Source organism: Bombella sp. ESL0385, assembly GCF_009725755.1.
Taxonomy (GTDB): domain Bacteria; phylum Pseudomonadota; class Alphaproteobacteria; order Acetobacterales; family Acetobacteraceae; genus Bombella; species Bombella pollinis.
In genome coordinates this window covers 367,857-392,162 of record NZ_WNIJ01000001.1, presented here as the reverse complement: position 1 = coordinate 392,162, position 24,306 = coordinate 367,857, and the positions used below count along the sequence as shown (strand labels likewise).

Genomic DNA, 24,306 nt, shown 5'->3' with positions numbered 1-24,306 from the left:
ACCCTTGACAACGAGTCTCCTTTGCAAAACTAAGGAGTCGCTCTCTCTATAACCCGCCATCAGGGCTGTGATGATGATGCTTTTTCCTTTTCTGCATCAGGCAACACATCAGACCAACCACCCCCCAGAGCGTTATAAAGACGTGCAAGGTCTGTTGCGAAGGCAACATCACTACCTGCGAGGTCGAGTTGAGCATTTTGCAACCGTTCTTGAGCCTCCAAAACAGCAAGATAAGTAGCAAGACCAGCTTTATATTGGCTGGTTGCCAAAGCAAGCGCGCGCTGTTGGTCCTCTACAGTGCGGGAGAGGCCCTCACGACGGACTTGTTCATCATGATAAGCTTGTAACGCGTTATCGACCTCATTCCACGCTTGTAAGACTGTTTGGCGATATTCCACAGCGGCAGCGCGTTGGGCGGCCTTTTTCAACTTCAACTGCCCATAAAGCCGCCCACCTTGGAAAATAGGCAGAGAAATACTCGGCCCGACATTCCAAGCCCGTGCATTCCAAAAACCAAGGTCACGAAACGATAAGGTCTGGAAGCCAAAATCCGCCGTGACCGTCACTTTAGGGTAGAAATCCGCTGTAGCTTCACCAACCTCTGCCACAGCTTCACGCAGATGGTCCTCTGCTTCACGAATATCGGGGCGGCGATGGGCGAGTTCTGACGGCAAGCCAGCGGGCACAAAAGGCGGCACAGTCGGCACGGTTGCTGTACGGCCTAGCTCCTCATTCAAGCTCTGAGGGGGTTGGCCAAGCAGTAAGGCGATGGCATTTTGTTCCCGCGCGACAGTCTCATCCAAATTAGCCTGCTGGGCTTCTACACCATGCAGACGCGCTTTAAGACTATCGACATCAAGCTCGGTCACCAGACCACTCTTATAGCGGCTTTGCGCTAACGAGAGCAGATTTTGCACGGTTGCATGACTATTTGCTAAAATGCGCTGGCGTGTTTGGTCCCCGCGTAGCTCCAGATAATCACGCGCCATATCGGCTTGGCGGGCAATAAGGATGCTACGCCTTTCCTCCTCGCTCATCTTCATCAAATATTTTGCCGCGCGATATTGATACGCCACCCGACCCCAGAGGTCGATTTCGTAAGTCGCGTCAATTTTATCCTGCCATTGATTCAGCAAAGGAACAGAGGCTTCCTGCGAGGCTTGAAGAAAATTCGCCTCTTGTGAGGGAAGATCAGGAACACCTTTACCAACGCGTTTAAAAATCTCCTGTAATTGCTTGGAGCTATGCTGCGAACGAACATACGTCCCCGTTGCGGAGAGATTGGGGAAGCGTTCTGCCCCGGCAATCAGCATTTGTGCGCGGCTTTGGGCTAGATTTTCCGTCGCTAAGAGGAAGGATAAGTTCTGGATGGCTACACGCTCTTCCAAAGAGGTGAGCTCTTGGTCATGGAAGGAGGTCCACCATTTATCGGCCATCGGCAATTCTGTCACGATGGAGGACGGCGAGGCTTTTGCCTGTGTTTTATCCTCTGGGGCGGCATTAGCCCCGTGCGGGCCCGCTTGCGTGCTTTTCGGCGAGGGCTGATTCTTCCCATTATGGAGGTCATAATGCGGTGGGGCCCAATCCTTGGGTTGATGATATTTTGGCCCGACCATTAAGCAACCCGCTAAACCAAGCGAGGCAACCCCACATAATAAATGCCGGCTAAACTGCGATAGAAACATGACCCCACCTTTAGGACGGACGGAACGAAGGGAATGAGCGTCTTTCACAGTGCAGCTCCTGCGTAATCATCACTAAAAAACAAAGAAGAAATGAGGCTCCTATATGGACCCCTCCCCCCGCGCGGCTTATCATGCCCCCTTATGAGCAGGAACAACCCTCCCCTAAAGTAATGACACAGCCTACCAAACCGGCCCCTAAGACCAGTCCAATCCAACACCGCCTTGTCCCAAACAAGGGGAAAAATGCCCCCCGTAAATGTGAGCAAATCCTCACCAGTGCAGGGCAGCTTTTCCTCCAACAAGGATATGAGCGGACCTCCATGTCCCAAATTGCACAGCTGGCGGGGGTCTCTAAAGGCTCGCTCTATAATCATTTTGAGAATAAAGCCGATTTGTTCACTGCCTTTTTTGAAGAACGCAGCCGCACACGGCTTGATACGCTCAAAGCGGTATCCCGCACCCCCCAACCGGATTTGCGTACCGCCCTCATCCAAGCCGCATCGACCATTATTACACTGCTGATCGACCACGAGGCTATCGGGCTGTATCGCATTGTTGTCGCGGAGGCAAATGAGTTCCCCCATCTGGCTGATACGCTCTGGCATTATGGCTTCTCCCGCACGCTGAGCAGTCTCACAGAATGGTTTACCCACAAGCATGAGGCGGGTTTGCTGAAGGTTGATGATGCCGCTTTTGCCGCTGAGCAATTCTTGATGATGAGCCAGACGCGTATTGTCCAACGCACGCGCTTGTCCTTGCCGGTTGATCGCAGCCCAGAGAACATTAACCGTGTCGCCAGTGCGGTGGCGGACCATTTCCTCAAAATATACGCGCCATGAGGGCTGTATGAAGCGGCTCTTATAAAGGGGAGACTGCATCATTAATGCCCTCCCCCACTATGGCCACTCCCTTTCATCGGGGAGAGCAGGAAGCAGAAGGGCACCACGCACAAAGCCATAATCCCCAGCACGTTAAAGAGCTGATTATAAGCTAGCATCGCCACTTGCTTTAGGAAGTCCTGATACATATGCGTAATCGCAAAGGCATGAGCCCGTAAAGGAGCCAGGCCATGCGCCTCAGCCAGCTTTTGCATCTGGAAAATATAAGCGCGGAACTCTGGCTTCGCGGCAATCGCATGGGCGGAGACATCAGTTTGTTGGACCTGCCGCATCTCCGTGAGAGCCGCTGTGGAGAGAGAGATAGCCTGTGAACCAAAATAATTCCGCACCATGCTGAATAAGGCCGATGCATCACCATTCAACTCGCGCGGGAGGGTGGAATAGGCAATGGTGGAAATGGGCACGAACAAAAAGGCCAGCGGGGCCGTTTGCCGCACGCGGCATAGCACCAGATACCAAAAATCCACATCCGCATAGAGGGTTGCTGCAAAGAAGCAGGATAGTGCCATGAAAAAAAAGCCTAGCGCGATGATATAGCGCACCTGCATATGCTTCATCAGCATCCCCACAAAGGGGATAAGCACCATCACAGCCATACCACCCGGTGCCATAAGCTGACCAGCAATGGTAGCCGTATAGCCCTGCACCTGCTGGGCAAATTGCGGCACAAGCACTGCCGAGGCGTAAAGCAACACGCCTACCGCGCCTATCATGAAGGTCCCAAGGGCGAAGTTACGGTCCTTCAAGACAGTAAGATGGAGGAGGGGCTTTTTGGTCTTTAACAACCAAATAATGGCCCCAATCGTACAAATACCCCCAATAAGAGCCATCGTGGTGATAAAGGATGAGCCAAACCAATCATCATCCTCCCCACGGTCAGCCATAATCTCTAAACAGCCCAACCCTAATGAGATAAGGCTAATGCCAATAACATCGACCTGCTCTTTAGTGGGTTTGAGCCATGGCGGGTCTTCCACCAAAGCAATGACAGCAATGACGGTAATAATCCCAAAGGGCACATTAACGTAAAAAATCCACCGCCATGAATAAGTATCCGTCAGCCACCCACCTACAAGCGGGCCAAGGACAGGCCCGACCACAATAGCCAGAGCTGTTAGCCCAAAAGCGGCACTACGTTTTTCCGGTGGGAAAATATCCAAAATGATGGCTTGTTGGACTGGTTGTAGCCCTCCCCCAAAGAAACCCTGCATTAAGCGGAAAATCACCAACATAGGCAATGAGGTCGATAACCCGCATAAAAAGGAGGAAAGGGTGAACATCGCCACGCAAATGAGGAAATAACGCTTCCGCCCAAAGCGTTTTGACAACCAGCTTGAAATGGTCAGCACAATCCCATTCGCCACAAGATAGGAGGTCAGTGCCCATGTAGCATCATCGTAGGAACTCCCTAAAGAGCCTGCAATATGCGGGAGGGCCACATTTACGATGGTGGTATCAAGCACCTCCATAAACGCAGCCAAGGTGACCACGACAGCCACAAGCCAAGGGTTATGGCGTGGCCGCCAGCTATCATGGTCGATAGGGGGGGATTGCTCAGCCATAGCGGGCCTCACTCACCCACATACACAGTTGGCTCAACCGACATCCCCAAAGAGAGGGGCAGCTTATCATCTAACCCATCATCAATAAGAATCTTAACGGGAATACGCTGCACCGTCTTTACAAAATTGCCGGTCGCATTCTCCGGTGGGAAGGCACTAAAGGATTCACCAGAGCCTTTTTGGATACTATCCACATGCCCTTTAAGACGTAGTTGCGGATAGGCATCAACCTCGATCTCGGCCTTCTGTCCCGGTCGCATATCAGCAAGTTGCGTCTCTTTGTAATTAGCGACAATCCACACATCTTTTGCAACGATGGAGAACATCTCTTGGCCAATCTGCACAAAATTGCCTTGCTCCACGGTACGTTGAGAGACCCAACCATCACGCGGGGCGCGAATATCCATCCAAGCAACATTCTGCCGTGCAAGCTCTAATTGGGCTTGGGCTGCTTTAAGGGAGGCTTCAGCTTGGCTGTAATGCGCATAGGCATTGCCGATATTGGCATCCACCGGCTCGGCCTGTGTTAATTGACCTTGCGCTTGGATGACGGCTGCTTTGGCCTCATCCAACGCTGCGCGGGCATAATCGATATCTTGTTGGGTTGTTGCTGCACGCTCAACCCGATGTTGGCGGGTATAATCTGTTTGCGCCCGAAAGAGCCGCGCTTTTGCATCATCCAACGCCCCTTGTGCGGCCATCAACTGACCGGGGAAGTTCTTCTGTGCAACAGCATAAGCCAGATTATAGGACATCATATCCGCTTGCGCCTGTGCTACGGCCGCCTCGGCTTGATGAAGCTGGGCGATATAATCCCGCCCATCAATTTGCGCTAACAAATCCCCTTTATGGACAAACTGGTTATCATCCACATAAAGATGCTCCACATACCCACTCACATGAGCCGCTATGGAGATTTTACGCCCTGTTACGTAAGCATCGTCCGTTTCCACATGATTGCGATTGAAAAAGAGGTAAAGCGCAATACCCAGCACAGCCATAACCAGAATAAGCACCAGAAGAATCTTCCGTGCCCCACGGTCCTTAAACGGTTTAGAGGCTGCTTTCCCCTGCCCCGCCTGTGCCTGCTGGCCCCCTGCACCCTTTTGTGCCGCAGAGTGAGTGCCAGACTGTGTATCGGACTGCGCCATAATGCCCTCAAATATCAATGAAACTGGCATGATGGCCTAGATGGGCTCCATCACCAAAGCCGTGCCAGATTGTACGAATATGCTAAAAAGAAAATGACCAGTCGGTCATTCTGACTAGAAAGGCGATATACCAACTTGATAGAACAATCAAGAGATTGTTCTATCTCATACGCTCTTACGCCATAAAATCGCGCTAAAAGGCGTGCTTAACCCTCAGGCTTCATCTTATGACGGCTTGCCGTTTGGAAGGTATTATGCAAGAGGCACGCAATCGTCATCGGTCCCACACCACCCGGCACGGGCGTGATATGACCTGCCACCCGACACGCATCCTCAAACACAACATCCCCTACGAGGCGGCTTTTGCCCTCCGGGGTTTGGATGCGGGTAATGCCGACATCAATCACCGTTGCCCCCGGTTTAATCCAACTGCCCTTCACCAGCCCAGCTTTCCCCGTTGCTACAACGAGAATATCTGCCTCGCGCGCGATTTTCTCAATCTCGCGTGTGTGAATATGCGCTACCGTAACGGTACAATTCTCTCTAAGGAGAAGCTGCGCCATGGGCCGCCCCACCAAATTAGACGCCCCGATAATAACGGCATGTAAGCCCGTCATATCTTTATGAACAGACTGAAGCAATTTGAGACAGCCCAGCGGTGTGCAGGGAACAATACCGTTATTCATCCCCAAGGCCAGCCGCCCAGTATTCACCTCACCTAGTCCATCTACATCTTTATCAGGATGAATGGCATTGGTAACCGTAGCGGCATCAATTTGGGGCGGTAAAGGCAACTGGACAAGAATCCCATCTACCTTAGAATTCTCATTCAGCTCCTTGATTAACGCCAAAAGCTCCTCCTGCGAGGTGCTTTCGGGCATCATCTGCATGAAGGATTTCATCCCCGCGCGATGGGTTTGGATGGCCTTATTCTTCACATAGACTTCCGAGGCGGGGTCATTACCCACAAGGACAACAGCAAGGCCGGGAAGCTCGTGCCCTTGCTCGACAAGCTGTTCCACCTGCTGACGAATCTCCGCCGTCATCTGCGCGGCCATCGCCTTGCCATCAATTAACTTAGCTGTTCTGCCTGACTGCTCGGTAGATGTTGGTGCTGTCATGCTCATAATCTCCGCCAAACCCATAATCCCGCCTCTCTATGCTTATTGGACAAGACATGACAAGCCCCGTTCTTTCCGCTAGAGACAGAAACTTAAAGAGGCCCCCTCTCAAATAAGGATGAAGGAATACCCCCGTGCGTGATGATATACGCAAAAACTTTGCCAGCGATAATGTAACCCCCGCCTGCCCCGCTGTTATGCAGGCCATCGCTGATGCTAATGTGGGCAATGTTCCCTCCTATGGCCATGATACGCTCTCTCTTACCTTAAACCAACGTTTTGGTGAGGTTTTTGGGGCGGAAGTTGCAGTTTTTCCCGTTGCCACGGGGACCGCTACAAACTCCCTCGCGCTCTCAGCCATGGTGCCACCTTATGGGGCTGTATTATGCGACCAAAGTGCGCATATCAACACAGAGGAAGGCGGCGCGCCGGAGTTCTTCACACAAGGGGCAAAGCTTATTGGGATTCCCTCCCCAGAGGGCCGGATGGACCCCCAAGCCCTGCCCCCCGTTCTACAACATAATCGCGAAAAGGGTGTCCTTGCTCCGCCTTTTGCGGCACTCTCCCTCACCCAAGCGACAGAGTGGGGCACGACTTATCCTTGCAAGACCATTACTCAACTCGCCAGCATCGCGCATGAATATGGGTTAACAGTCCATATGGATGGCTCTCGCTTGGGCAATGCGATTGCTTTTCTTGATTGCACACCTGCTGAGACCACATGGCAAGCAGGGATTGATGTTTTAAGTTTTGGTGGCACAAAAGCTGGCGCAATGGCTGCCGAGGCGATTATCTTCTTCCTCAATGAGCGGACGCGCCCGATGGTCGCTAGTATGGCTCATCGTATTAAACGCAGCGGTCATTCTTGGTCGAAGCAACGCTTCCTCGCAGCACAATTACTCGCTTTGATAGATAATGACGTCTGGCTAGAGAATTGTCGCCACGCCAATATTATGTGCCAAAGGCTGCTCCATGGGCTGCATAAACATCCTGCGGCGCATCTCCCTTTTGCAACGGAAAGTAACGAAATATTCGTTGTGCTGCCGGAGCCTCAACTCGACTCCCTCCGCGAGGAGGGCTATCAGTTTTATACCTATCCTACACCACAGGGCGTGCCGGGCAAGCTCGTCCGCTTCGTCACAAGCTTCTACACACGCTCCGAGGATGTTGATGCTTTGCTAACCAGCCTCGTAAGCTGAGGCTGGCGCATGGCCTACCCCCTTAGGGGGTATCGCCATCACTATCATCATCACCATCAGCCCCTCCATTAGGGGAGACAGCGACAAAGAGTTGTTGTCCGTCCCGTAGGATACGCAACAAAGGAGGCTGGTGTTGTTTAAGGGCCTTTTGCACCAAGGCCACTACGGCATGAGGATTAGCGGTGAGCTGATTACCCACAGCCACGATAATATCACCGGGGCGAATCCCGGCATGGTCCGCGGGGCTGCCTTGTGTAACATCGGCTACAACACAGCCTTGCACGCTATCATCCAACCCCAACTCCTGCCGGATACGCGGTGTTAGAACCCCCAAAGCAAGGCCAAGCTTGCCAGATGGGGCCTCAGCATTCGTGCTACCATCACTCCCCTCTTGCCCGTTGCGTGTTTGATTACCGATAGTAATGGTCACGCTTTGAGGTTTACCATCACGCAAAATGCTGAATGTCCCCTGTGCGCCGGGAGCTAGAGCAACGACCTTCACGGCGAGGTCATGCGCGCTATGGACATCATGACCATTCAAAGCGAGAACCACATCGCCGCTCTTTAACCCAGCCTTATCCGCTGGGCCACCTTTGATGAGATTTGCCACCAATGCCCCATGAGCCGGAGCCCCCGGATGGTCACCATTTAACCCAAGGGCACGGGCCATTGTGGGTGTGATGTCTTGCGTCTCTACCCCAATAAAGCCCCGCACAACATGGCCCGTTGTCCGTAACTGCTCCACCACAGCACGCACCGTAGCGGAAGGAATCGCAAAGCCAATACCGATCGAGCCGCCCCCATTTGGCGACATAATCATGGAGTTTACGCCAATCACCTTCCCATCTAACGTAATGAGCGGCCCGCCGGAATTACCACGATTGATAGGCGCATCAACCTGAATAAAATCATTATACGCACCAGAATGAAGATCACGGCCTAAGGCAGAGATAATGCCTGCTGTTACCGTGCCCCCGAGGCCATAAGGGTTCCCAACCGCGACAACCCATTGCCCCGGCTGTACATCATCAGAATTACCAAGCTCTACATAAGGGAGATGATCCGCCTTAACGCGCAACAAGGCGATGTCTGTCTTAGCATCATGACCGATGACTTTAGCAGGCAGGGCAGTACCGTCATCTAATTTAACCGTGACCTTCGTAGCCCCGTTAATCACATGGTTATTTGTAACGATGTACCCATCAGCAGAGATAATAAACCCTGAACCACGCGCCTCAACCATACGGTTAGACGGGGCTCCCGGCATCATCTGAAATGGAAAAGGGAAAGAAAACGAGAATCCTTGCGGGCCACTACCACCGCCATTCATCTCGCCATTATCGTCATCATCCATCCCCTCACGAATACGCGCTGTGATGGAAACCACCGCTGGCTTTACTTGCTTTACGATTTGCACGAAGTCTGGAATACCCTGCCCGCCAGACATTTGCGGGCGGATAGGAGTTGCCTGCGCCATAGCTGGCAAGGGCGAAGCTGCCAGCCCAATGACAGGCAAAGCCGCTAGACACGCCAAAGAAAAACGAGAAGGCATCATCATAAAGGGATAATCCTGACACTCTAAATTAAAAGGTACATCACCAAAACGCGCCATTAAAATAAGGATGAAATGCCCTATTCTGCAAGAAAGCAGTACCTAAAAGATATGTAAGGCAGGTCTCTCCCCATTCTCCTCTTGCTGATTAAACGACAGACTTTTACACTCACTCTCATGCAGACCACATCTCCCCCCTCTGGGAAGGGAGCGTTCCTCACGGAGGTCATCCGTGGTGTGAAGGCCTCCTTACCGCTCCTCATCGCATTTATTCCCTTTGGCCTCCTCCTTGGGAGTCAGGCTGTCCAACAGGGATTCTCCGCTTTAGAAGTCCCTTTATTGACGGGGCTTAATTTTGCGGGAGGCTCTGAGTTTGCAGCGGTAGGGTTATGGTCTATCCCCCCGGCGATTATGCTCCTAGCGAGTGTGACATTCCTCATCAATAGCCGTCATATCCTCATGGGAGCGGCCTTAACGCCCTATCTGCGGCATCTCCCTCGTTGGAAAGTCTGCATCCTTCTTTTCTTCCTCTGTGATGAGGTTTGGGCTCTAACGCTCACAGACCTCCAAAGCCGTACTAATAAGCGATTCAGCCCCGGATTTTATATTGGTATTACAGTCTGCCTTTACCTCTGTTGGGTGATTTTTACCTTTATCGGCGCACGTACGGGTAATCTACTGGGAGACCTAACACGCTATGGTATAGATATGGCCTTCCCCGCTGTTTTTATCATGCTCCTTAAAGGCATGTGGCGGGGCGCACGCAACGCTATGCCTTGGGCCATGAGCCTCGTTGTTGCTGTACTGGCTTATCGTCTCATACCCGGTGCATGGTATGTTCCCCTTGGCACATTAGCGGGCATTGGCATGACCATCCTTGTCGTGGATAAGGAGCAAGAAGAGGCATGACCATCCATCTCTCCGCTCTCATCGCCATTCTCGCTATGGCTTTTGTGACCTATCTCACACGTATTTCGGGCTATTTTCTCCTTGCTGGGCGGTCCCTCTCCCCACGCGCTACGGCGATTATGGACCTCATCCCCGGTTGTGTGTTGGTCGCTGTTCTGGCTCCTAGTTTTGCCTCTGGTCGTCCAGCAGAATTACTGGGCCTTGTTGCCACCATGTTAGCGGCAACGCGTTTTTCTCTCCTGCCCACTATGCTTTGCGGCATTATCGTTACAGGGGTTTGCCGCGCTTTGCTGGGATAAGCACACAACTATCGTAAGGCTTGGAAGAAAGCCCTTAATTGGGCCGCTGCCTTACGCTCTTGCAGCCCGCTAATAATCTCTGCTGGCCGGTGCAAACAGCCGGGTTGTTGAAAATGCCGTGCCCCGTGATCCACTGCCCCTCCCTTAGGGTCATACGCGCCATATACGAGCCGCCGAATACGAAAATGGCTCATCGCCGCAGCGCACATCGGGCAAGGCTCTAACGTCACAATCACGGTACAATCCATCAGACGAGAGGAGCCACAATATTGCGCGGCCTCTCTCATCGCTAATAGCTCGGCATGGGCACTGGCATCACAATCTTCTTCCACACGGTTGCGCGCCGCCGCGAGCATCTGGCCTTGTTCATCCAGCACCACCGCCCCTACGGGCACCTCCCCCGCACGAGCCGCCTCCTCCGCTAAGGTAAGGGCATGGTGCATCGCTTGGCTTATGGTCATAACCTGCACAGGGGGCATCTCGGCTTGGCTCATCGCTTTATCATACGGAGAATGAGGATAATAATGGCTGTAAAGCTGCTTTATCCTGCTGTAAATGGATTGCCAAGAAAAGGCTCAGCGCGGTATGTCGCATAATATGACTGACGACCTCTCCTCTCCCCCCTCAACGCAACGTGGCGAGCGCATCGCTAAAGCCCTAGCCCGCCGTGGTGTAGCGAGCCGCCGTGATATTGAGCGTATGATTGAGGAAGGGCGCATTACCCTTGATGGTAAGCCCGTGACCCATCCGGCTACCTTCATCCTCCCCCATGACCATGTTTGTGTTGATGGCAAACCAATAGACCCGCCTCAACGGACGCGCCTATGGCGTTACCACAAGCCAGCGGGGTTAGTGACCACGCATCATGACCCTGAGGACCGCCGCACTGTTTTTGCCTCCCTCCCCAAAGCTATGCCGCGTGTTGTCAGCGTGGGGCGGTTGGACCTGAACTCCGAAGGGTTATTGCTCCTCACCAATGATGGTAGCCTCGCCCGTGAGTTAGAACTCCCCTCCCGCCAATGGATACGCCGTTATCGGGTGCGCGTCTTTGGCCTTGTGGATGAAAAGAAACTCCAAGCCCTTGCTAAAGGCTGTGTAATAGAGGGTGTGCATTATGGCCCCATTGACGCTACGCTGGATTCCACCAAAGGGGATAATTCCTGGCTGACCGTAAGCCTCCGCGAGGGGAAGAACCGTGAGATTCGTAAGGTGATGATGGGGATGAACCTCCATGTCAGCCGGCTCATCCGCCTCTCTTATGGCCCGTTTGCTCTTGGTAATCTCAAGCCGCATGAGCTTGAGGAAGTGGCTCATAAAACGCTGATAGACCAAATCCCCTCCTTAAAGCCAAAGAAGGCACGGTCCTAAGGTGATGAGAATCATCGCTGGTACAGCCCGTAATCGCCGCCTACAAGCACCGCCCGGCCTTACGACCCGCCCGACAGCCCAGCGCGCGCGGCAGACCTTATTTGATATGCTCATGCACGCCCCATGGTTTGGTCGCGATGCTTTAGAGCAAGCCATTGTGTTGGATAGTTTTGCCGGTACTGGTGCGCTGGGGTTGGAAGCTCTCTCCCGCGGGGCACAATTTGCTACCTTTATGGAAGGTAGCCGCCCCGGCATTGCAGCCTTACAACATAATCTCCAAGCCTGCGGCATGACACAACGCGCAAGGCTGCGCCATTGTGATGTAACACGCCCGCCTAAGGCCCCGCAGCCTCATACGCTCATTTTCCTCGACCCGCCTTATCATAAAGGCTTGGTGCAAAAGGGATTGCGGGCCTTATGGCGTGCTGGATGGGTAGCTGATGGGGCCCTCATTATCGCAGAGACAGAAAGTGCGCCCCTCACCCCGGATGGCAAAGAGCCAGAAGAGCCTTTCCAGCCCTTCCATGCCCATCTTTTACCCAGCCTCACCGCACTACCGCCCCCGCTACTTGCACAACGAAGCTTCGGGGCGGCGAGCATACATATTTGGCGGCATGATAATAGCGCAACAGGGACCCGCCCTCCGCTACCTTTATAGGGTCTGAGGGGTTCATTATTTCAGAATCAGGTAAAATAGGTTATCCTTGCTCCCTCATACCATGCCTATAGCCTGCCAGAGGATACGCCCCTGTGCTTTCTCGCTTTCGTTTATCTCCTAAGCTGCGCTCTTTGCTGCCATCCTCTTTACGGGGAAGCAATGGCACGATTGAGCCGCCCCTAGGGGGTATGATAGCAGATGATGAGGAGATTCCTGCATGGCATGAATCTCCCCTCTCGCGCATCCTCTCCGCGCGGATGATGGAGGTACTGGGCGTTATTTTACTTGCTATGGCTCTTGCCATTGCTGCTTCGCTCTTTAGCTTTAACCCGCATGACCCCTCCTTCAACACCGCAACGGGAACGGAGCCAACCAATTTACTCGGCCGTTTTGGCGCGACGATTGCCGATGCTCTTACCCAGCTCCTAGGGCTTTCTGGCATCCTACCAGTACTCATCCTACTAGCATGGACATGGCAGCTCTTACGTTACCACCATTTAGGCCTGCCTCTTTTACGATTAGTTGGGGCAATCATCTTCCTCCCCACGGCCGCGATGATGATTGGTCTGCTCCAACTCACCTTGCCCGGTTGTGATGTCCCATGGCCGACAAGTAGCGGATTAGGAGGGGAGAGCGGTGTCTTCTTTGCCCGCAAGCTCCTCGCCCTAACCACGCAGGAAACAGGCAGCATGGGGGGGATTGTGGCTGCCTTCCTCACTCTGATTCTGCTCGCTATTCTATGCCCTTTAACTATGGGGTTAAGTGGGCGAGAGTGGCGGTCCCTTGGCAAGGGGATGAGTGCTATCATCGTGATACCGCTTCATGCCTTATTACGCACACGCAAACCAGTAGAAGACACCACGCCAGAGACGGCCTATCCCTCCACAATGGGAGGGCCTGTCCGCTATAACCGCCCCGTGCCCGGCAATGGGCCTCGTCCATCTGGCTTTATTATACGTAATCTTAACCGCCAAGCAGAGGCTCTGCCCCCGCATAATGTCGCTCCGTGGCAAAAGCCGCTCTCAACCCAACCACAACACCCCCCTGCGCCCCCCCCTGCACCACAGACTGAGGCAGACCCCACACCCGATGCAGCAGAGGCCGACAACCCCTATGCGCGAATGCTTGCCCATATTCGCCATGACCCCGGCCGAACCCAACAAGCCCAAAAGCTGCATGAGGCCCATGAGCTAGAGGATATTACGCATCATGTAACAATGCCGCCTCATCCTACACAGCCTGTAGCAACATCTTTTACCTCTGTGCCAGACAGTCATAAAGCAGCGGAACCCCTTATAACCCCCACCGCCCCCCTTGCTGGCCATGCTTCACCCTCATTCAACGGGCCGGTTCCTGTACCATCGCAGCCCTCTGCGGCCCCTCATGCCCCTATAACGGGTATGACGGCACCCTCAACATGGCTTCCTCCTGCTGTCAGCCTCCTCAACCCATTGCCAGACCATAATGAGACTGGGCCTTCTGACGAAGCCTTACAAGCTAATGCGCAAATGCTGGAAAAGGTGCTTGATGATTATGGCGTGCAAGGGACCATCACAGATTACCGCGCCGGGCCTGTTGTCACGCTTTATGAGCTAGAGCCAGCCCCCGGCATACGCTCCTCCCGCGTAATTGGCTTAGCCGATGATATTGCCCGCACGCTTGCGGTATTGAGCGTCCGCATTGCCACCGTACCGGGGCGTAATGTCATTGGGATAGAAGTCCCCAACGCTACGCGTGAGACGGTCTATTTCCCCGAACTTCTTCTCTCCTCCGCCTGGAAGGAGCATCGCGGTAAACTACCCCTCGCTTTAGGGAAAGATATTGCTGGGGAGCCTATTTTTGCAGACCTCGCCCGGATGCCTCATCTCCTTGTGGCTGGGACAACAGGCTCTGGTAAATCGGTGGGGATTAATGCGATGATCCTCTCACTGCTTTACCGGCTAAGCCCAGAGCATTGCCGCCTCATCCTCATTGACCCGAAAATCCTAGAGCTTTCCATCTATGAGGGTATCCCTCATTTGATGACCCCAGTTGTAACGGAGCCGCCTAAAGCCGTCAGTGCCCTCAAATGGGCTGTGCAAGAGATGGACCGCCGCTATCGGCTTATGGCGGACCACGGGGTGCGTAATATCAGCAGCTATAATGACCGCATCCGTCATCTTAAAGCGACAGGGGAAACCCCAACACGGCGCATCCAAACCGGCTATGACCCAGAGACGGGCCATCCCGTTTTTGATGAGCATCGCCTCCCCCTCGAGCATCTGCCTTATATCGTCATCGTCATTGATGAAATGGCCGATTTGATGATGGTTGCCGGTAAAGAGATTGAAGCCTCCGTCCTCCGACTGGCCCAAAAGGCCCGTGCGGCGGGTGTGCATGTCATCATGGCAACACAACGGCCCTCTGTTGATGTCATCACAGGGACGATTAAAGCGAACTTCCCAACGCGTATTTCTTTCCAAGTTACCAATAAATATGACAGCCGAACCATCCTAGGTGAACAAGGGGCAGAGCAGCTCCTCGGCCGTGGGGATATGCTCTTTATGCAAGGCGGTGCGCGTATTACCCGCGTGCATGGGCCGTTCATCAGCGATGAAGAGGTTGAAGCTGTGGTGGCGGACCTTCGCTCCAAAGGGGCACCCGTTTATAATACGGAAGTCCTCGCTGATGAGACGGATGAAGAAGAGCAAGCCCCCAGCAAGGGGAATCGCGCTACAGATGATGACCAAGACGCCGCCCTTTATGAGCAGGCCACGGAGCTTGTCATCCGCGCGCAACGGGCCTCCACAAGCTTTGTCCAACGCCATCTCCGCATTGGGTATAATCGCGCCGCTAATATCATCGACCAAATGGAGCGCGAAGGCATCATCAGTGCTGCAAACCATGTGGGCAAACGTGATGTCCTCGCAAGCAAGGAGTCTCTCACCGCTGATTATGATGATGAGGATGATGCCTAACCTATGGCTCCTCCTCCCCTTTTCCGCCCCGGATTCGCCTTACCCCTCTTATGGGAGGACCGGCATTTTATCGTCATCAATAAGCCCGCAGGTCTAGCCGTCCACCCCGGGCCGCAAACGCGCGATAGTGTGGAGAGCCGCCTCACACCGCAAAAACGTGGAGGGCCATGGCTCGTCCATCGTTTAGATACTGATACAGCGGGCTGTTTGCTGGTAGCCCTCCGCAAAACGGCTTTAATTGCTGCACAAAAGGCCTTTGCCACCCATCAAACCACCAAACATTATTGGGCGTTAGTCTCTGGCAAACCAACAGAGCCAACAGGTAGCCTCACCACCGCTATAAAGCGCGTCTCCTCCCCTCAACAAGGTTGGAAGATGGTTTGTGAAGCTCCCCATGAGGGCACAAAGGCTGCGGCACTTGCTCGTACATCATGGCGGGTTTTAGCCCATGATGGCAGCACAAGCCTGCTTGAACTCACCCTCCATACAGGCAAAACACATCAAGCACGGGTGCATTGTGCCGCATTAGGGACACCTATTATAGGCGACCACCTTTATGGTCGAGCAGAGGCCACCGCACCCCTCGCCTTACTAGCACGCTCCTTAGATGTACCACTCCCGCTAGAGGATGGCACGGCTCATACAGCCCCTCATCGCCGCATCCATGCCATAGCGCATCATGAGCAGATGGACGCTTTCTTGCAGAATTATAAGCTCTAATCCCCCTATATAGGGTCCATAAGCATCCGCGTTACGGCCCGCTTAAAGGGGGTGAGACGGTTAGCCAGCATCAACCCCGCCCGGCGCGCGAGAGGAAAAGGCCCATCATCACGCGTATAGGCCACAGCAATCGCGTTTGTTGCGGTAAAGAGCGGGAAGGTCGCCCGGCGATGCCGTTGCTCAAACCGCCGCAACGCTGCTGCCTCACCCGGGTCACCAGAGCCTGCGCTCAACTCCTGCACCAAACATTCTTGCCCGCGAATCCCAAAATTGAAGCCATGAGCGGTAATAGGGTGCATCCCCACAGCGGCATCACCAATCAAAGCCACACGCGGCCCGTGGAAACGGTGCGCATAAACCGCTTTAAGGGGGTAGGTGATGCGGTCACTCACAACACGCAAAAGGCCGAGCCGCTCATCCGTACGTTGGGTGATTTCTGCGTTAAACGCCTCATCCGCTGCGCTGCGGAGGCGGGCAATCTCATCGGGCGGAAGGGTCAAGACCAGAGAGGACACATCCCCCATCCCGCCATCTGATGCAACAGGCAGCAAAGCGATGGTTTGCTTCTCAGAGAACCATTGCAAGGCGGTATTGTCATGCGGTGTGAGATGTCGCATCCGGCAGACAAGGATGCTCATGCCAAAATCATGCACGATAGCCCCAATCCCGGCCATCTCGCGCACGGCTGAGAACCGCCCATCCGCTCCCACTAAAAGCCGCGCTTGTATAGTACCCCCGCTAGCAAGCTGAATATGTGCGGCCTCACGCGTGGTGTGATAGCCCGCTACGCGCTCCTGACAACAAAGCGTAATGCCCGCTGTGCGCCGTACAACATGATAAAGCGCACGGCGAATCAAATGATTAGCCACAAGATAGCCCAGCGGCTCACCCTCTGGGGTTGCTTCAGATTGTTGAGGGGCATGGAAGATTAAGGGTGGGCCACCAAGGCTGCCACTCTCCACCCGCGCAACATCTAAGGGACAAATTGCCTCAGCAGGAATCTCCTCCCACACACCATATTGCTTCAACCAATGGACGGTATGATGAGTGAGGGCGATTTCACGCCCATCAAAGGCAGGGGACGCCAGCACTGTATGAGGGGCAGGCTCCACCACATGCACGGCCCAGCCCTCCCGCGCGAAGGATAAAGCTGCGGCTAAACCCGCAGGGCCACCGCCTGCAATAACAACATCGCTCATTACAGTCTGCTGCATCACGCTCACCTTAATGCGACTCCTCATCCGCCCGGAATGTAACAGGATGTTCCGCCTCCCATATCGCCATATAATCAGCAATATCAGGCCGTTTATGAAGCTTGCCTGGTTTTTCTGGCGTACCGACTAATAAGAAACCTGCCAGACGATGCGGCTTCTTCAACCCTAAGTGACGGAGTAAGGGGCGGTCCTCACAAAAAGCCCCGCTAATCCATACCCCACCAAAGCCCTCCATATGCAAGGCATTCAGCACATTCATAGCCCCAGCCGCCACGGCCATTTCTTGCTCTATGACGGGGACTTTATGTTTGGGGCGTATATGCATCCCAAGGGCAATAATCATGGGGGTTTCGCTAAAACGCGTGCGGCGTTTCTCACGCTTTTTCTCTGGCGCATCAGGCTCTTGCCGGGCTACAGCCTCCACCACATGCGCAGCAAAAGCGGGCCGTTCCGCCCCGGTGATGACAATATAACGCCACGGGCATAAATGGCCGTGGTCAGGCGCGCAAAGACCTGCGGATAAAATACGCATCAACACATCGCCTTCTGGGGCAGGTGCGATAAGGTCCCCCGTGGAGGACCGCCCCAATAGCGCAGAGAGAGGCGAATCAGATATAGCCTGTGTCATGATATTAACCCTCTCCATCGTCATAAGAATATCAGATACAAAACACTCTCCCCCAGACGAGCGCGATAAGCAAGTTTGGATTACGCCCGAAACTGGTTTAATTAGGACGCATGACAACACAGACACCCCGCACCGCTACGCTGAATCGCCAAACAAACGAGACAGACATCGCCCTCTCACTCTCCCTCGATGGAGAAGGGAAAAGCTCCATCCAGACTGGGATTGGCTTTTTTGACCATATGTTAGAGGCCCTTGCCCGTCATGGTGGGTTAGACCTTGAGGTGCGCGTCAAAGGGGACCTGCATATTGATGACCATCACACCATTGAGGATGTCGGCATCACCTTAGGGGAGGCCATTTATCGTGCCCTTGGCGATAAACGAGGAATCGAACGTTTTGGCTTTGCCCTCGTCCCGCTTGATGAAGCCTTGTGCGAAGCGGTGGTCGATATTTCTGGCCGGCCCTTCCTTGCGTGGAACATCACCTTCCCCCGCGAGATAATTGGCACAATGGCAACCGAAATGGTGGAGGAGTTCTTCCGCGCCCTCTGTATGGCAGCGCGCATTACCGTCCATATGAATGGCCGTGCAGGGACTAATGCCCACCATATTGCCGAGAGTGCCTTTAAAGCTTTTGCCCGTGCCCTCCGCATGGCCTTAGCCCGTGACCCGCGCAGTGCAGGGCGCATCCCCTCCACAAAAGGTGTATTATAAAAAAACCTTATATAATTTTTGCTTGCTTTACCGCCCTCACATGCCTGAAAGAAAAGCAAGTGTCTCGTAGGCTGAGGGGGAAATGTTCATGCGCGTTGTCGTAATCGACTATAATGGCGGCAATCTGGCCTCCGCTGCACAAGCTGCCCGCCGCGCCGCAGCTCTGCGAGGGATTAAGGCCGATATCCTCATCAGCCGTGAGGAAGCGGACATCCTCAGCGCGGACCGGCTCATCCTACCTGGGCAAGGGGCGTTTGCAAATTGCGCTCATGGGCTGGATACTGGCAATCTCCGCCCCTTATTGGAGAAAGCTACAGCGGAAGGCACACCCTTTTTGGGCATTTGTGTGGGGATGCAGCTCATGGCTCGCTATGGGCTAGAACATGGCCGTACAGAAGGCCTAGGCTGGATTGATGGGCATATCGCCCCTATGGATGAGAGCGCAAAAGCGGGATTGCAGCTCCCTCATATGGGGTGGAACACCCTTAGCTTCACCCCCGGTGCCCACCCCCTGACAGAAGGGTTGCAGCCGGGGGAGCATGGCTATTTTGTCCATTCCTACGCTCTAAAAGAAGCCCATGAGGATGAGGTCATCGCCACAGCGGATTACGGCATGACTATACCTGCCATCGTAGCGAAGGGGAATCGCTGTGGTACGCAATTCCATGTTGAGAAAAGCCAAGAGGTTGGGCTGACCATTCTTGGTAATTTCCTCCTCTGGCAGGCTAGGTGATATCACTATGCCCTTATTTGACCCACCCGCCCAATATAAAGCGGAACGTCTGCATGATACGATTGAGGAAGACGACCTAGAAAGCCTCATAGAAAGCACAACAGCCGCTATTCTCAATGAAGGTGTTTTTAATTGGCATACCCCGCCAGAGGCAGGGGTGTTACGCCGTTTCTTCCAAGGGTTGCTCCTCGTCCCAGAGCGAGACCTGTTCATCGTCCGTGCCCCAGATAACAGCATTTGCGGGGCCGCCATTTTAGCCCATGCTACAGCACGCTCCGAGCTTTACGGAGCTAGTGCAACCATCACCGCCTTTTTCATCGTTCCCTATGAGCGCAATAAAGGGCTAGGAACGCTACTCCTGCATAAGGTCATCGCCTGCGCACGCGCTGGTGGGGCGCATGTGCTGGATTGTCGCGTGCGGGAAACTCTACCCGATGCTATTGCCCTACTTACATCATTGGGCTTCACCCATTGGGGCACGCACCCCTATTTTGCACGAATCGGAGACCGGACAGTGCGCGGATTATTCTTCTCCAAACTTCTGGTCCCAGAAGGCGGCACAATCCAATGGCAAGCAGCAGGAGGAGCCACAACTATGCCTCATCACACGCCACAGGCCCCTACACCTACCTCTACAGGACTAACCCTCTATCCTGCGATTGACCTCAAAGGCGGGGCCTGTGTGCGCCTACGCCAAGGTGAGATGAATGATGCCACCCATTATTCAGATGACCCGCCAGCACAAGCCAAACTTTTTGAGGCCGCTGGCTGCCGCCACCTCCATATTGTGGATTTAGATGGTGCTTTTGCTGGTCGCTCCGCCAATATAGATGCCGTTGAAGGCATTATCGCCAATACCTCCCTCCCCGTACAGCTTGGTGGAGGATTGCGCGATATGAAAACAATCGAACGCTGGTTAGAGGCCGGTGTGAGCCGGGTTATTCTTGGCTCGGTTGCGGTTAAAGACCCGGAGCTCGTCCGCCAAGCAGCCCGCGCATGGCCCGGCCGTATTGTCGCGGGGATTGATGCCCGCCAAGGCCGTGTTGCTACAGAAGGCTGGGCAGAAGTCTCCGAACTCACCACGACAGACCTCGCCCGCCATATGGAGGATGCCGGGGTTGCGGCTATCATCTTCACCGAGATTACCCGTGATGGCATGTTAGAAGGGCTTGATATTGAGCAAACAGCGGCCTTAGCGCGACATGTTTCCATCCCTATCATCGCCAGTGGCGGGGTTGGCACGTTAGAGCATCTCCACGCCTTACGCCGTGCTGCTGAAGAAACACCGGGCATTACGGGGGTGATTGTTGGACGCGCCCTTTATGATGGACGCATCTCCCTCCCAGAGGCCCTACAGGTGTTGGAGGGGACATGCTAAAGCTACGCGTCATCCCCTGCCTTGATGTTTGTGATGGCCGTGTTGTCAAAGGGGTTAATTTTGTCTCCCTCCGTGATGCTGGCGACCCTGTCGAGCAAGCACGCCTTTATGATGCTGCTGGGGCAGATGAGCTAACCTTTTTAGACATCACGGCAAGCTCTGATAACCGTGAAACCATCTTTGATGTTGTCGAGCGCACAGCCGCCGAAGTCCAGCTTCCCCTTACAGTTGGGGGCGGGGTGCGAAGCTGTGGGGATATGCGGAAACTCCTCCTCAGCGGGGCTGATAAATGCGCTATTAATTCCGCTGCGATTCGTACGCCCCATTTCATCAATGAAGCAGCCGAACGCTTTGGCAGCCAATGCGTTGTTGTCGCTATCGATGCCCGCAGCAATAGCCGGGGTGGTTGGGAGGTTTATGCCAAAGGTGGGCGCGAGCCTACAGGGTTAGATGCCCTCGCTTGGGCTGAACAAATGGCAGAGCGTGGGGCGGGGGAAATCCTCCTTACCAGTATGGATCGTGACGGCACGCGCTCTGGCTTTGATTTAGACCTCCTCCGCGCTGTGTGCCAGCGTGTCTCCATCCCCGTTATTGCCTCTGGCGGAGTAGGGGAACTTACTCATTTTGTCGAAGGGGCGCAGGCTGGTGCGAGTGGACTTCTCGCCGCGAGTGTGTTCCACTTCGGTCAATTTAAAATTAACGAGGTCAAGCAAGCCTTACACAAGGCGCATCTGCCAGTACGACTTGGCCGCTAACGGCTTGGGAGAATCATCATGTCTAAAGAGAAGAAACAAGCCGCACTCACCCGCAATGATATATTAGAGCGGCTCTACCATACCGTTATGGACCGGAAGGATGCCTCCCCCTCTGTAAGCCATTCGGCCCGTCTCATGGCCCGTGGACGGAGCAAAATTGCCCAAAAATTTGGGGAAGAAGCCGTTGAATGTGTCATCGAAGCCATTGGCGGTACGCGTGAGAGCCTCATTAGTGAGAGTGCGGATGTACTCTACCACCTCATTGTAATGTGGGTTGATGCTGGCGTTGCCCCTGCCGATGTTTGGGCCGAGCTAGAACGCCGCGAAGGGACAAGTGGGATTGCGGAAAAAGCCTCCCGTCCGAAAGAGACCTTCTAAAAAGCAAGGCATGGGTGGGTTGCCCCCCTTCCCCCCCTTGACTTACCCCCTCCCTCCTCCCCAATCATATGAGGAGGAAAAGAAGGATCCATCTTATGCCGATACCCAACCCTGCTTACGATAATAACAACGTCTTCGCCAAAATCTTGCGTGGAGAAATCCCAGCCGAGCGCGTCTGCGATAGCAAACATTCCTTTGCTTTTTATGACATCTCTCCCGCAACGCCGATCCACATCCTTGTTGTCCCCCGTGGGGCCTATACCGACCTGCACGACTTCACTTCCCGCGCGAGTGATGAGGAGATTCTCGATTTCTGGAAGTTGGTAGATAAAATCACAGCCGAGCAATCCCTCATCCCCAGCGGCTTCCGCCTCATCAGCAATTCTGGCCCTGATAGTGGGCAGGAAGTACCGCATTTTCATGTTCATTTGCTTGGCGGGCAAAAACTTGGCCCCATCCTCTGCCCCCCTAAAAACTAACTTTTACATATAAACTGTTGCGAGAAGCTCCCTCATGGGGGCTTTTTGCTTATTATCTGCAATGGTTTTGTAAAAAAATCTCCTCCCCCTCTTGCGCTCCTGCCCTATCCCCTTTAGAGAGAACCCACGCCTTTAGTCCCGTTCGTCTAGAGGCCTAGGACACCGCCCTCTCACGGCGGCAACACGGGTTCGAATCCCGTACGGGACGCCAGTCGCTTTATCATCTTCCTTAAAAACTAAATCATCTCATAATAATGGCATTCGCTGGTGATAGCGTTTATACCCGCTTAGTATATGTCACAAGCCCTATAAAAAGGGCCTCTCCCTTTCATAAGGAGAGGCCCAGCTTGGCCAGCTTAGAAGGACTTTACTGCCTTACTGCTTCTTCCCCATAGCTTCTGCCATCATAGGGGCATCATAACGGGGGGCTATAACCTCTAGGTAGGCCCCTTGCCCCGGTGTTACTGCTGCAAGAGCCTGTCGCAAAGCCTTGGGCGTGCTGACACGTTCGCAATGCCAATCTTTCCCACCAAAGGCACGGGCTAGAGCGGTATAATCCCAGCTGGCAACATCGTTATAATAACGCTCCCCATCATCACAGAGCAGACGCTCAATCAGATAGCCATCATTATTAAGCACCAAAATGAGGGGGTGGCAGCCAAAGCGGGCAAACTCACCAACAGCTTGTACTGTAAGCTGATGAGACCCCTCCCCTGTCAACAAGATAACCCGTTTATGCGGGGCTGCCATAGCCATACCAAAAGCAGCGGGTGTGGCCCAACCAATGGCCCCCCATAAACTTTGCTCCTCATAGCGTACACCCTCTGGTAAGCGGATAAACCCCATACCCATGCTATGGTCCCGGTTTCACTCACCACAATATCCCCCACCCGGAGATGATCCTTCACAGCGGAATATAGCGTGTGAGTCCGAATAGCCCCATCATCGCCTTCATCAGCCTGCTGGGGGGCAAGTTCCGTCCCCAAATAACCCGGCCCCGTATAGGCAGGCAGGGTCCCCGCTAACGCGGCAAGGGCTTCCATAACCTCTACCAAGGCGACTGCATAAACCGCACCATCACCAAAGCGCACCTCATGCGGCATGACACTAATAACACGATCCGGATTCAAGGTCTGCGTGAATGTCCCGGTGTTAAAATCCGTCATCTCGGCACCCAATGTGAGGACAAGATCCGCTTGCTCCACAAAATGAGCAACAGCCTCCTGGACGAGATGCCCGCTATACATCCCTATAAAACCGGCATCTTGCTCATCCACCACGCCTTTATCCATATACATCGTAACGTAAGGCAGGCCGGAGCGTTTTAAAAACTGTTGCATGGCCTCTTGGCCGCCAAAACGAGCGGTAAGAATACCCAGTAAAACACATGGCGTTTTGCTCTGCTCAAGCTGCGCAATAATACGCTTGGCAACATACTCGGCTTGTACCTTGTTCGGCTGGGAGCGAGAGGGTTTATGACCCTCCACCACGACCACTTCATTATGAGCTGCATCGGAAGGAATACCGATACAAATAGGCCGCCACTCTTTATACAATGCAGCAAGGACGCGCTCCACCTCCTGCACGCAATTCTGACCATCTAAAATCGTCTGAGCGCACACAATATGAGCCGCTGCATCATAAAACGCCATGAACTGACCATTGCCTAACGTATGATGCACGAGCCTGTTTTTCATCTATCACAGCGCGTTCGGGAAGCCCAACCAGATGGATAACCGATAGATACTCCGCATATGCCCCGGCAACGCCGTTAATGGCACTTAACTCCCCAACACTGTACCTTGGTTAAGGGCGGCAATCCCCCGCACACGCGCATAACCATCAGCAGCATAAGCGGCATTCAACTCGTTAGAGCATCCAACCCAGCGCATATCTTTCCGCGCGGTAATGGCATCATTAATCGGGAAGGCATAATCACCCGGCACCC

25 protein-coding genes and 1 tRNA gene are annotated in these 24,306 nt (G+C 53.9%); 15 read left to right on the top strand and 11 right to left on the bottom strand.

What is annotated here, in order from left to right:
* Nucleotides 1-59: 59 nt before the first annotated feature.
* Nucleotides 60-1,733: an efflux transporter outer membrane subunit gene (locus tag GM557_RS01800; protein ID WP_370513409.1), complete on the bottom strand. Its 1,674-nt coding sequence runs from the start codon at nucleotides 1,731-1,733 to the stop codon at nucleotides 60-62.
* 122 nt (nucleotides 1,734-1,855) lie between these two features.
* On the opposite strand from GM557_RS01800, the gene GM557_RS01795 reads away from it, so the two are divergent.
* On the top strand, nucleotides 1,856-2,524 hold the full coding sequence (locus tag GM557_RS01795) for a TetR/AcrR family transcriptional regulator C-terminal domain-containing protein (RefSeq protein WP_155572710.1): 669 nt from the start codon (nucleotides 1,856-1,858) through the stop codon (nucleotides 2,522-2,524).
* 41 nt (nucleotides 2,525-2,565) lie between these two features.
* Here GM557_RS01795 and GM557_RS01790 read toward each other — a convergent pair whose 3' ends face one another.
* The 3 genes from GM557_RS01790 to folD all read right to left on the bottom strand — a co-directional run bounded on the left by GM557_RS01790 (nucleotide 2,566) and on the right by folD (nucleotide 6,424).
* Nucleotides 2,566-4,146, bottom strand: coding sequence for a DHA2 family efflux MFS transporter permease subunit (locus GM557_RS01790; protein WP_155572709.1), 1,581 nt, complete (start codon nucleotides 4,144-4,146; stop codon nucleotides 2,566-2,568).
* A gap of 8 nt (nucleotides 4,147-4,154) precedes the next feature.
* Nucleotides 4,155-5,297, bottom strand: coding sequence for an HlyD family secretion protein (locus GM557_RS01785; RefSeq protein WP_155573448.1), 1,143 nt, complete (start codon nucleotides 5,295-5,297; stop codon nucleotides 4,155-4,157).
* Nucleotides 5,298-5,503: 206 nt separating this feature from the next.
* Nucleotides 5,504-6,424, bottom strand: coding sequence for a bifunctional methylenetetrahydrofolate dehydrogenase/methenyltetrahydrofolate cyclohydrolase FolD (gene folD, locus GM557_RS01780; RefSeq protein ID WP_370513408.1), 921 nt, complete (start codon nucleotides 6,422-6,424; stop codon nucleotides 5,504-5,506).
* Between the two features lie 128 nt (nucleotides 6,425-6,552).
* Here folD and GM557_RS01775 point away from each other — a divergent pair, with 128 nt between their 5' ends.
* Complete coding sequence (locus GM557_RS01775) at nucleotides 6,553-7,617, top strand: low specificity L-threonine aldolase (RefSeq protein ID WP_370513407.1); 1,065 nt, start codon at nucleotides 6,553-6,555, stop codon at nucleotides 7,615-7,617.
* Between the two features lie 22 nt (nucleotides 7,618-7,639).
* Here GM557_RS01775 and GM557_RS01770 read toward each other — a convergent pair whose 3' ends face one another.
* Complete coding sequence (locus GM557_RS01770; RefSeq protein ID WP_370513406.1) at nucleotides 7,640-9,175, bottom strand: Do family serine endopeptidase; 1,536 nt, start codon at nucleotides 9,173-9,175, stop codon at nucleotides 7,640-7,642.
* A gap of 171 nt (nucleotides 9,176-9,346) precedes the next feature.
* Between GM557_RS01770 and GM557_RS01765 the strand changes: the two genes are divergently transcribed.
* Nucleotides 9,347-10,078, top strand: a complete 732-nt coding sequence (locus tag GM557_RS01765; protein ID WP_155572707.1) for an AzlC family ABC transporter permease — start codon at nucleotides 9,347-9,349, stop codon at nucleotides 10,076-10,078.
* Nucleotides 10,075-10,377: an AzlD family protein gene (locus tag GM557_RS01760; RefSeq protein ID WP_155572706.1), complete on the top strand. Its 303-nt coding sequence runs from the start codon at nucleotides 10,075-10,077 to the stop codon at nucleotides 10,375-10,377. The genes GM557_RS01765 and GM557_RS01760 overlap by 4 nt, the downstream gene beginning before the upstream one ends.
* An 8-nt stretch (nucleotides 10,378-10,385) precedes the next feature.
* Here the strand turns inward: GM557_RS01760 and GM557_RS01755 are convergent, their stop codons facing one another.
* Nucleotides 10,386-10,871 carry a nucleoside deaminase gene (locus tag GM557_RS01755; protein ID WP_230880569.1) on the bottom strand — a complete coding sequence of 162 codons (486 nt, stop codon included), beginning with the start codon at nucleotides 10,869-10,871 and terminating at the stop codon, nucleotides 10,386-10,388.
* A gap of 103 nt (nucleotides 10,872-10,974) precedes the next feature.
* On the opposite strand from GM557_RS01755, the gene GM557_RS01750 reads away from it, so the two are divergent.
* The 4 genes from GM557_RS01750 to GM557_RS01735 all read left to right on the top strand — a co-directional run bounded on the left by GM557_RS01750 (nucleotide 10,975) and on the right by GM557_RS01735 (nucleotide 16,080).
* Complete coding sequence (locus GM557_RS01750) at nucleotides 10,975-11,745, top strand: pseudouridine synthase (RefSeq protein WP_099026674.1); 771 nt, start codon at nucleotides 10,975-10,977, stop codon at nucleotides 11,743-11,745.
* Nucleotides 11,746-11,749: 4 nt separating this feature from the next.
* Nucleotides 11,750-12,403 (top strand): RsmD family RNA methyltransferase, encoded by a 654-nt coding sequence (locus tag GM557_RS01745; protein ID WP_155573444.1) that lies wholly within the window; start codon nucleotides 11,750-11,752, stop codon nucleotides 12,401-12,403.
* A 92-nt stretch (nucleotides 12,404-12,495) separates the two neighbouring features.
* On the top strand, nucleotides 12,496-15,360 hold the full coding sequence (locus GM557_RS01740) for a DNA translocase FtsK (protein WP_370513405.1): 2,865 nt from the start codon (nucleotides 12,496-12,498) through the stop codon (nucleotides 15,358-15,360).
* Nucleotides 15,361-15,363: 3 nt separating this feature from the next.
* Nucleotides 15,364-16,080: an RluA family pseudouridine synthase gene (locus GM557_RS01735; RefSeq protein ID WP_155572705.1), complete on the top strand. Its 717-nt coding sequence runs from the start codon at nucleotides 15,364-15,366 to the stop codon at nucleotides 16,078-16,080.
* A 5-nt stretch (nucleotides 16,081-16,085) separates the two neighbouring features.
* Here GM557_RS01735 and ubiM read toward each other — a convergent pair whose 3' ends face one another.
* Complete coding sequence (ubiM, locus tag GM557_RS01730) at nucleotides 16,086-17,294, bottom strand: 5-demethoxyubiquinol-8 5-hydroxylase UbiM (RefSeq protein ID WP_155572704.1); 1,209 nt, start codon at nucleotides 17,292-17,294, stop codon at nucleotides 16,086-16,088.
* Between the two features lie 10 nt (nucleotides 17,295-17,304).
* Nucleotides 17,305-17,922 carry a nitroreductase gene (locus tag GM557_RS01725; RefSeq protein ID WP_099026399.1) on the bottom strand — a complete coding sequence of 206 codons (618 nt, stop codon included), beginning with the start codon at nucleotides 17,920-17,922 and terminating at the stop codon, nucleotides 17,305-17,307.
* A gap of 110 nt (nucleotides 17,923-18,032) precedes the next feature.
* Between GM557_RS01725 and hisB the strand changes: the two genes are divergently transcribed.
* The 7 genes from hisB (at nucleotide 18,033) to GM557_RS01690 (ending at nucleotide 22,569) form a co-directional block, all read left to right on the top strand.
* On the top strand, nucleotides 18,033-18,635 hold the full coding sequence (hisB, locus tag GM557_RS01720; protein ID WP_155572703.1) for an imidazoleglycerol-phosphate dehydratase HisB: 603 nt from the start codon (nucleotides 18,033-18,035) through the stop codon (nucleotides 18,633-18,635).
* A gap of 88 nt (nucleotides 18,636-18,723) precedes the next feature.
* Nucleotides 18,724-19,368: an imidazole glycerol phosphate synthase subunit HisH gene (hisH, locus tag GM557_RS01715; RefSeq protein ID WP_155572702.1), complete on the top strand. Its 645-nt coding sequence runs from the start codon at nucleotides 18,724-18,726 to the stop codon at nucleotides 19,366-19,368.
* A 7-nt stretch (nucleotides 19,369-19,375) separates the two neighbouring features.
* Nucleotides 19,376-20,746: a 1-(5-phosphoribosyl)-5-[(5-phosphoribosylamino)methylideneamino]imidazole-4-carboxamide isomerase gene (gene hisA / locus GM557_RS01710; RefSeq protein WP_155572701.1), complete on the top strand. Its 1,371-nt coding sequence runs from the start codon at nucleotides 19,376-19,378 to the stop codon at nucleotides 20,744-20,746.
* Complete coding sequence (gene hisF, locus GM557_RS01705; protein WP_155572700.1) at nucleotides 20,740-21,501, top strand: imidazole glycerol phosphate synthase subunit HisF; 762 nt, start codon at nucleotides 20,740-20,742, stop codon at nucleotides 21,499-21,501. Before hisA ends, hisF begins: the two co-directional genes overlap by 7 nt.
* Nucleotides 21,502-21,519: 18 nt before the next feature.
* On the top strand, nucleotides 21,520-21,879 hold the full coding sequence (locus GM557_RS01700; RefSeq protein ID WP_155572699.1) for a phosphoribosyl-ATP diphosphatase: 360 nt from the start codon (nucleotides 21,520-21,522) through the stop codon (nucleotides 21,877-21,879).
* Nucleotides 21,880-21,974: 95 nt separating this feature from the next.
* A complete protein-coding gene (locus GM557_RS01695; protein ID WP_155572698.1) occupies nucleotides 21,975-22,358 on the top strand; it encodes an HIT domain-containing protein in 384 nt (127 codons plus the stop codon).
* 135 nt (nucleotides 22,359-22,493) lie between these two features.
* Nucleotides 22,494-22,569: transfer RNA gene (locus GM557_RS01690), tRNA-Glu, on the top strand.
* Between the two features lie 164 nt (nucleotides 22,570-22,733).
* On the opposite strand, the gene GM557_RS01685 is transcribed toward GM557_RS01690, so the two are convergent.
* From GM557_RS01685 to GM557_RS01675, 3 genes are all read right to left on the bottom strand, one after another.
* On the bottom strand, nucleotides 22,734-23,144 hold the full coding sequence (locus tag GM557_RS01685; RefSeq protein ID WP_370513443.1) for a thiamine pyrophosphate-dependent enzyme: 411 nt from the start codon (nucleotides 23,142-23,144) through the stop codon (nucleotides 22,734-22,736).
* Nucleotides 23,075-24,055, bottom strand: coding sequence for a hypothetical protein (locus GM557_RS01680; RefSeq protein ID WP_155572696.1), 981 nt, complete (start codon nucleotides 24,053-24,055; stop codon nucleotides 23,075-23,077). Before GM557_RS01680 ends, GM557_RS01685 begins: the two co-directional genes overlap by 70 nt.
* Nucleotides 24,056-24,139: 84 nt before the next feature.
* On the bottom strand, nucleotides 24,140-24,304 hold the full coding sequence (locus tag GM557_RS01675; RefSeq protein ID WP_155572695.1) for a thiamine pyrophosphate-binding protein: 165 nt from the start codon (nucleotides 24,302-24,304) through the stop codon (nucleotides 24,140-24,142).
* Nucleotides 24,305-24,306: the final 2 nt, after the last annotated feature.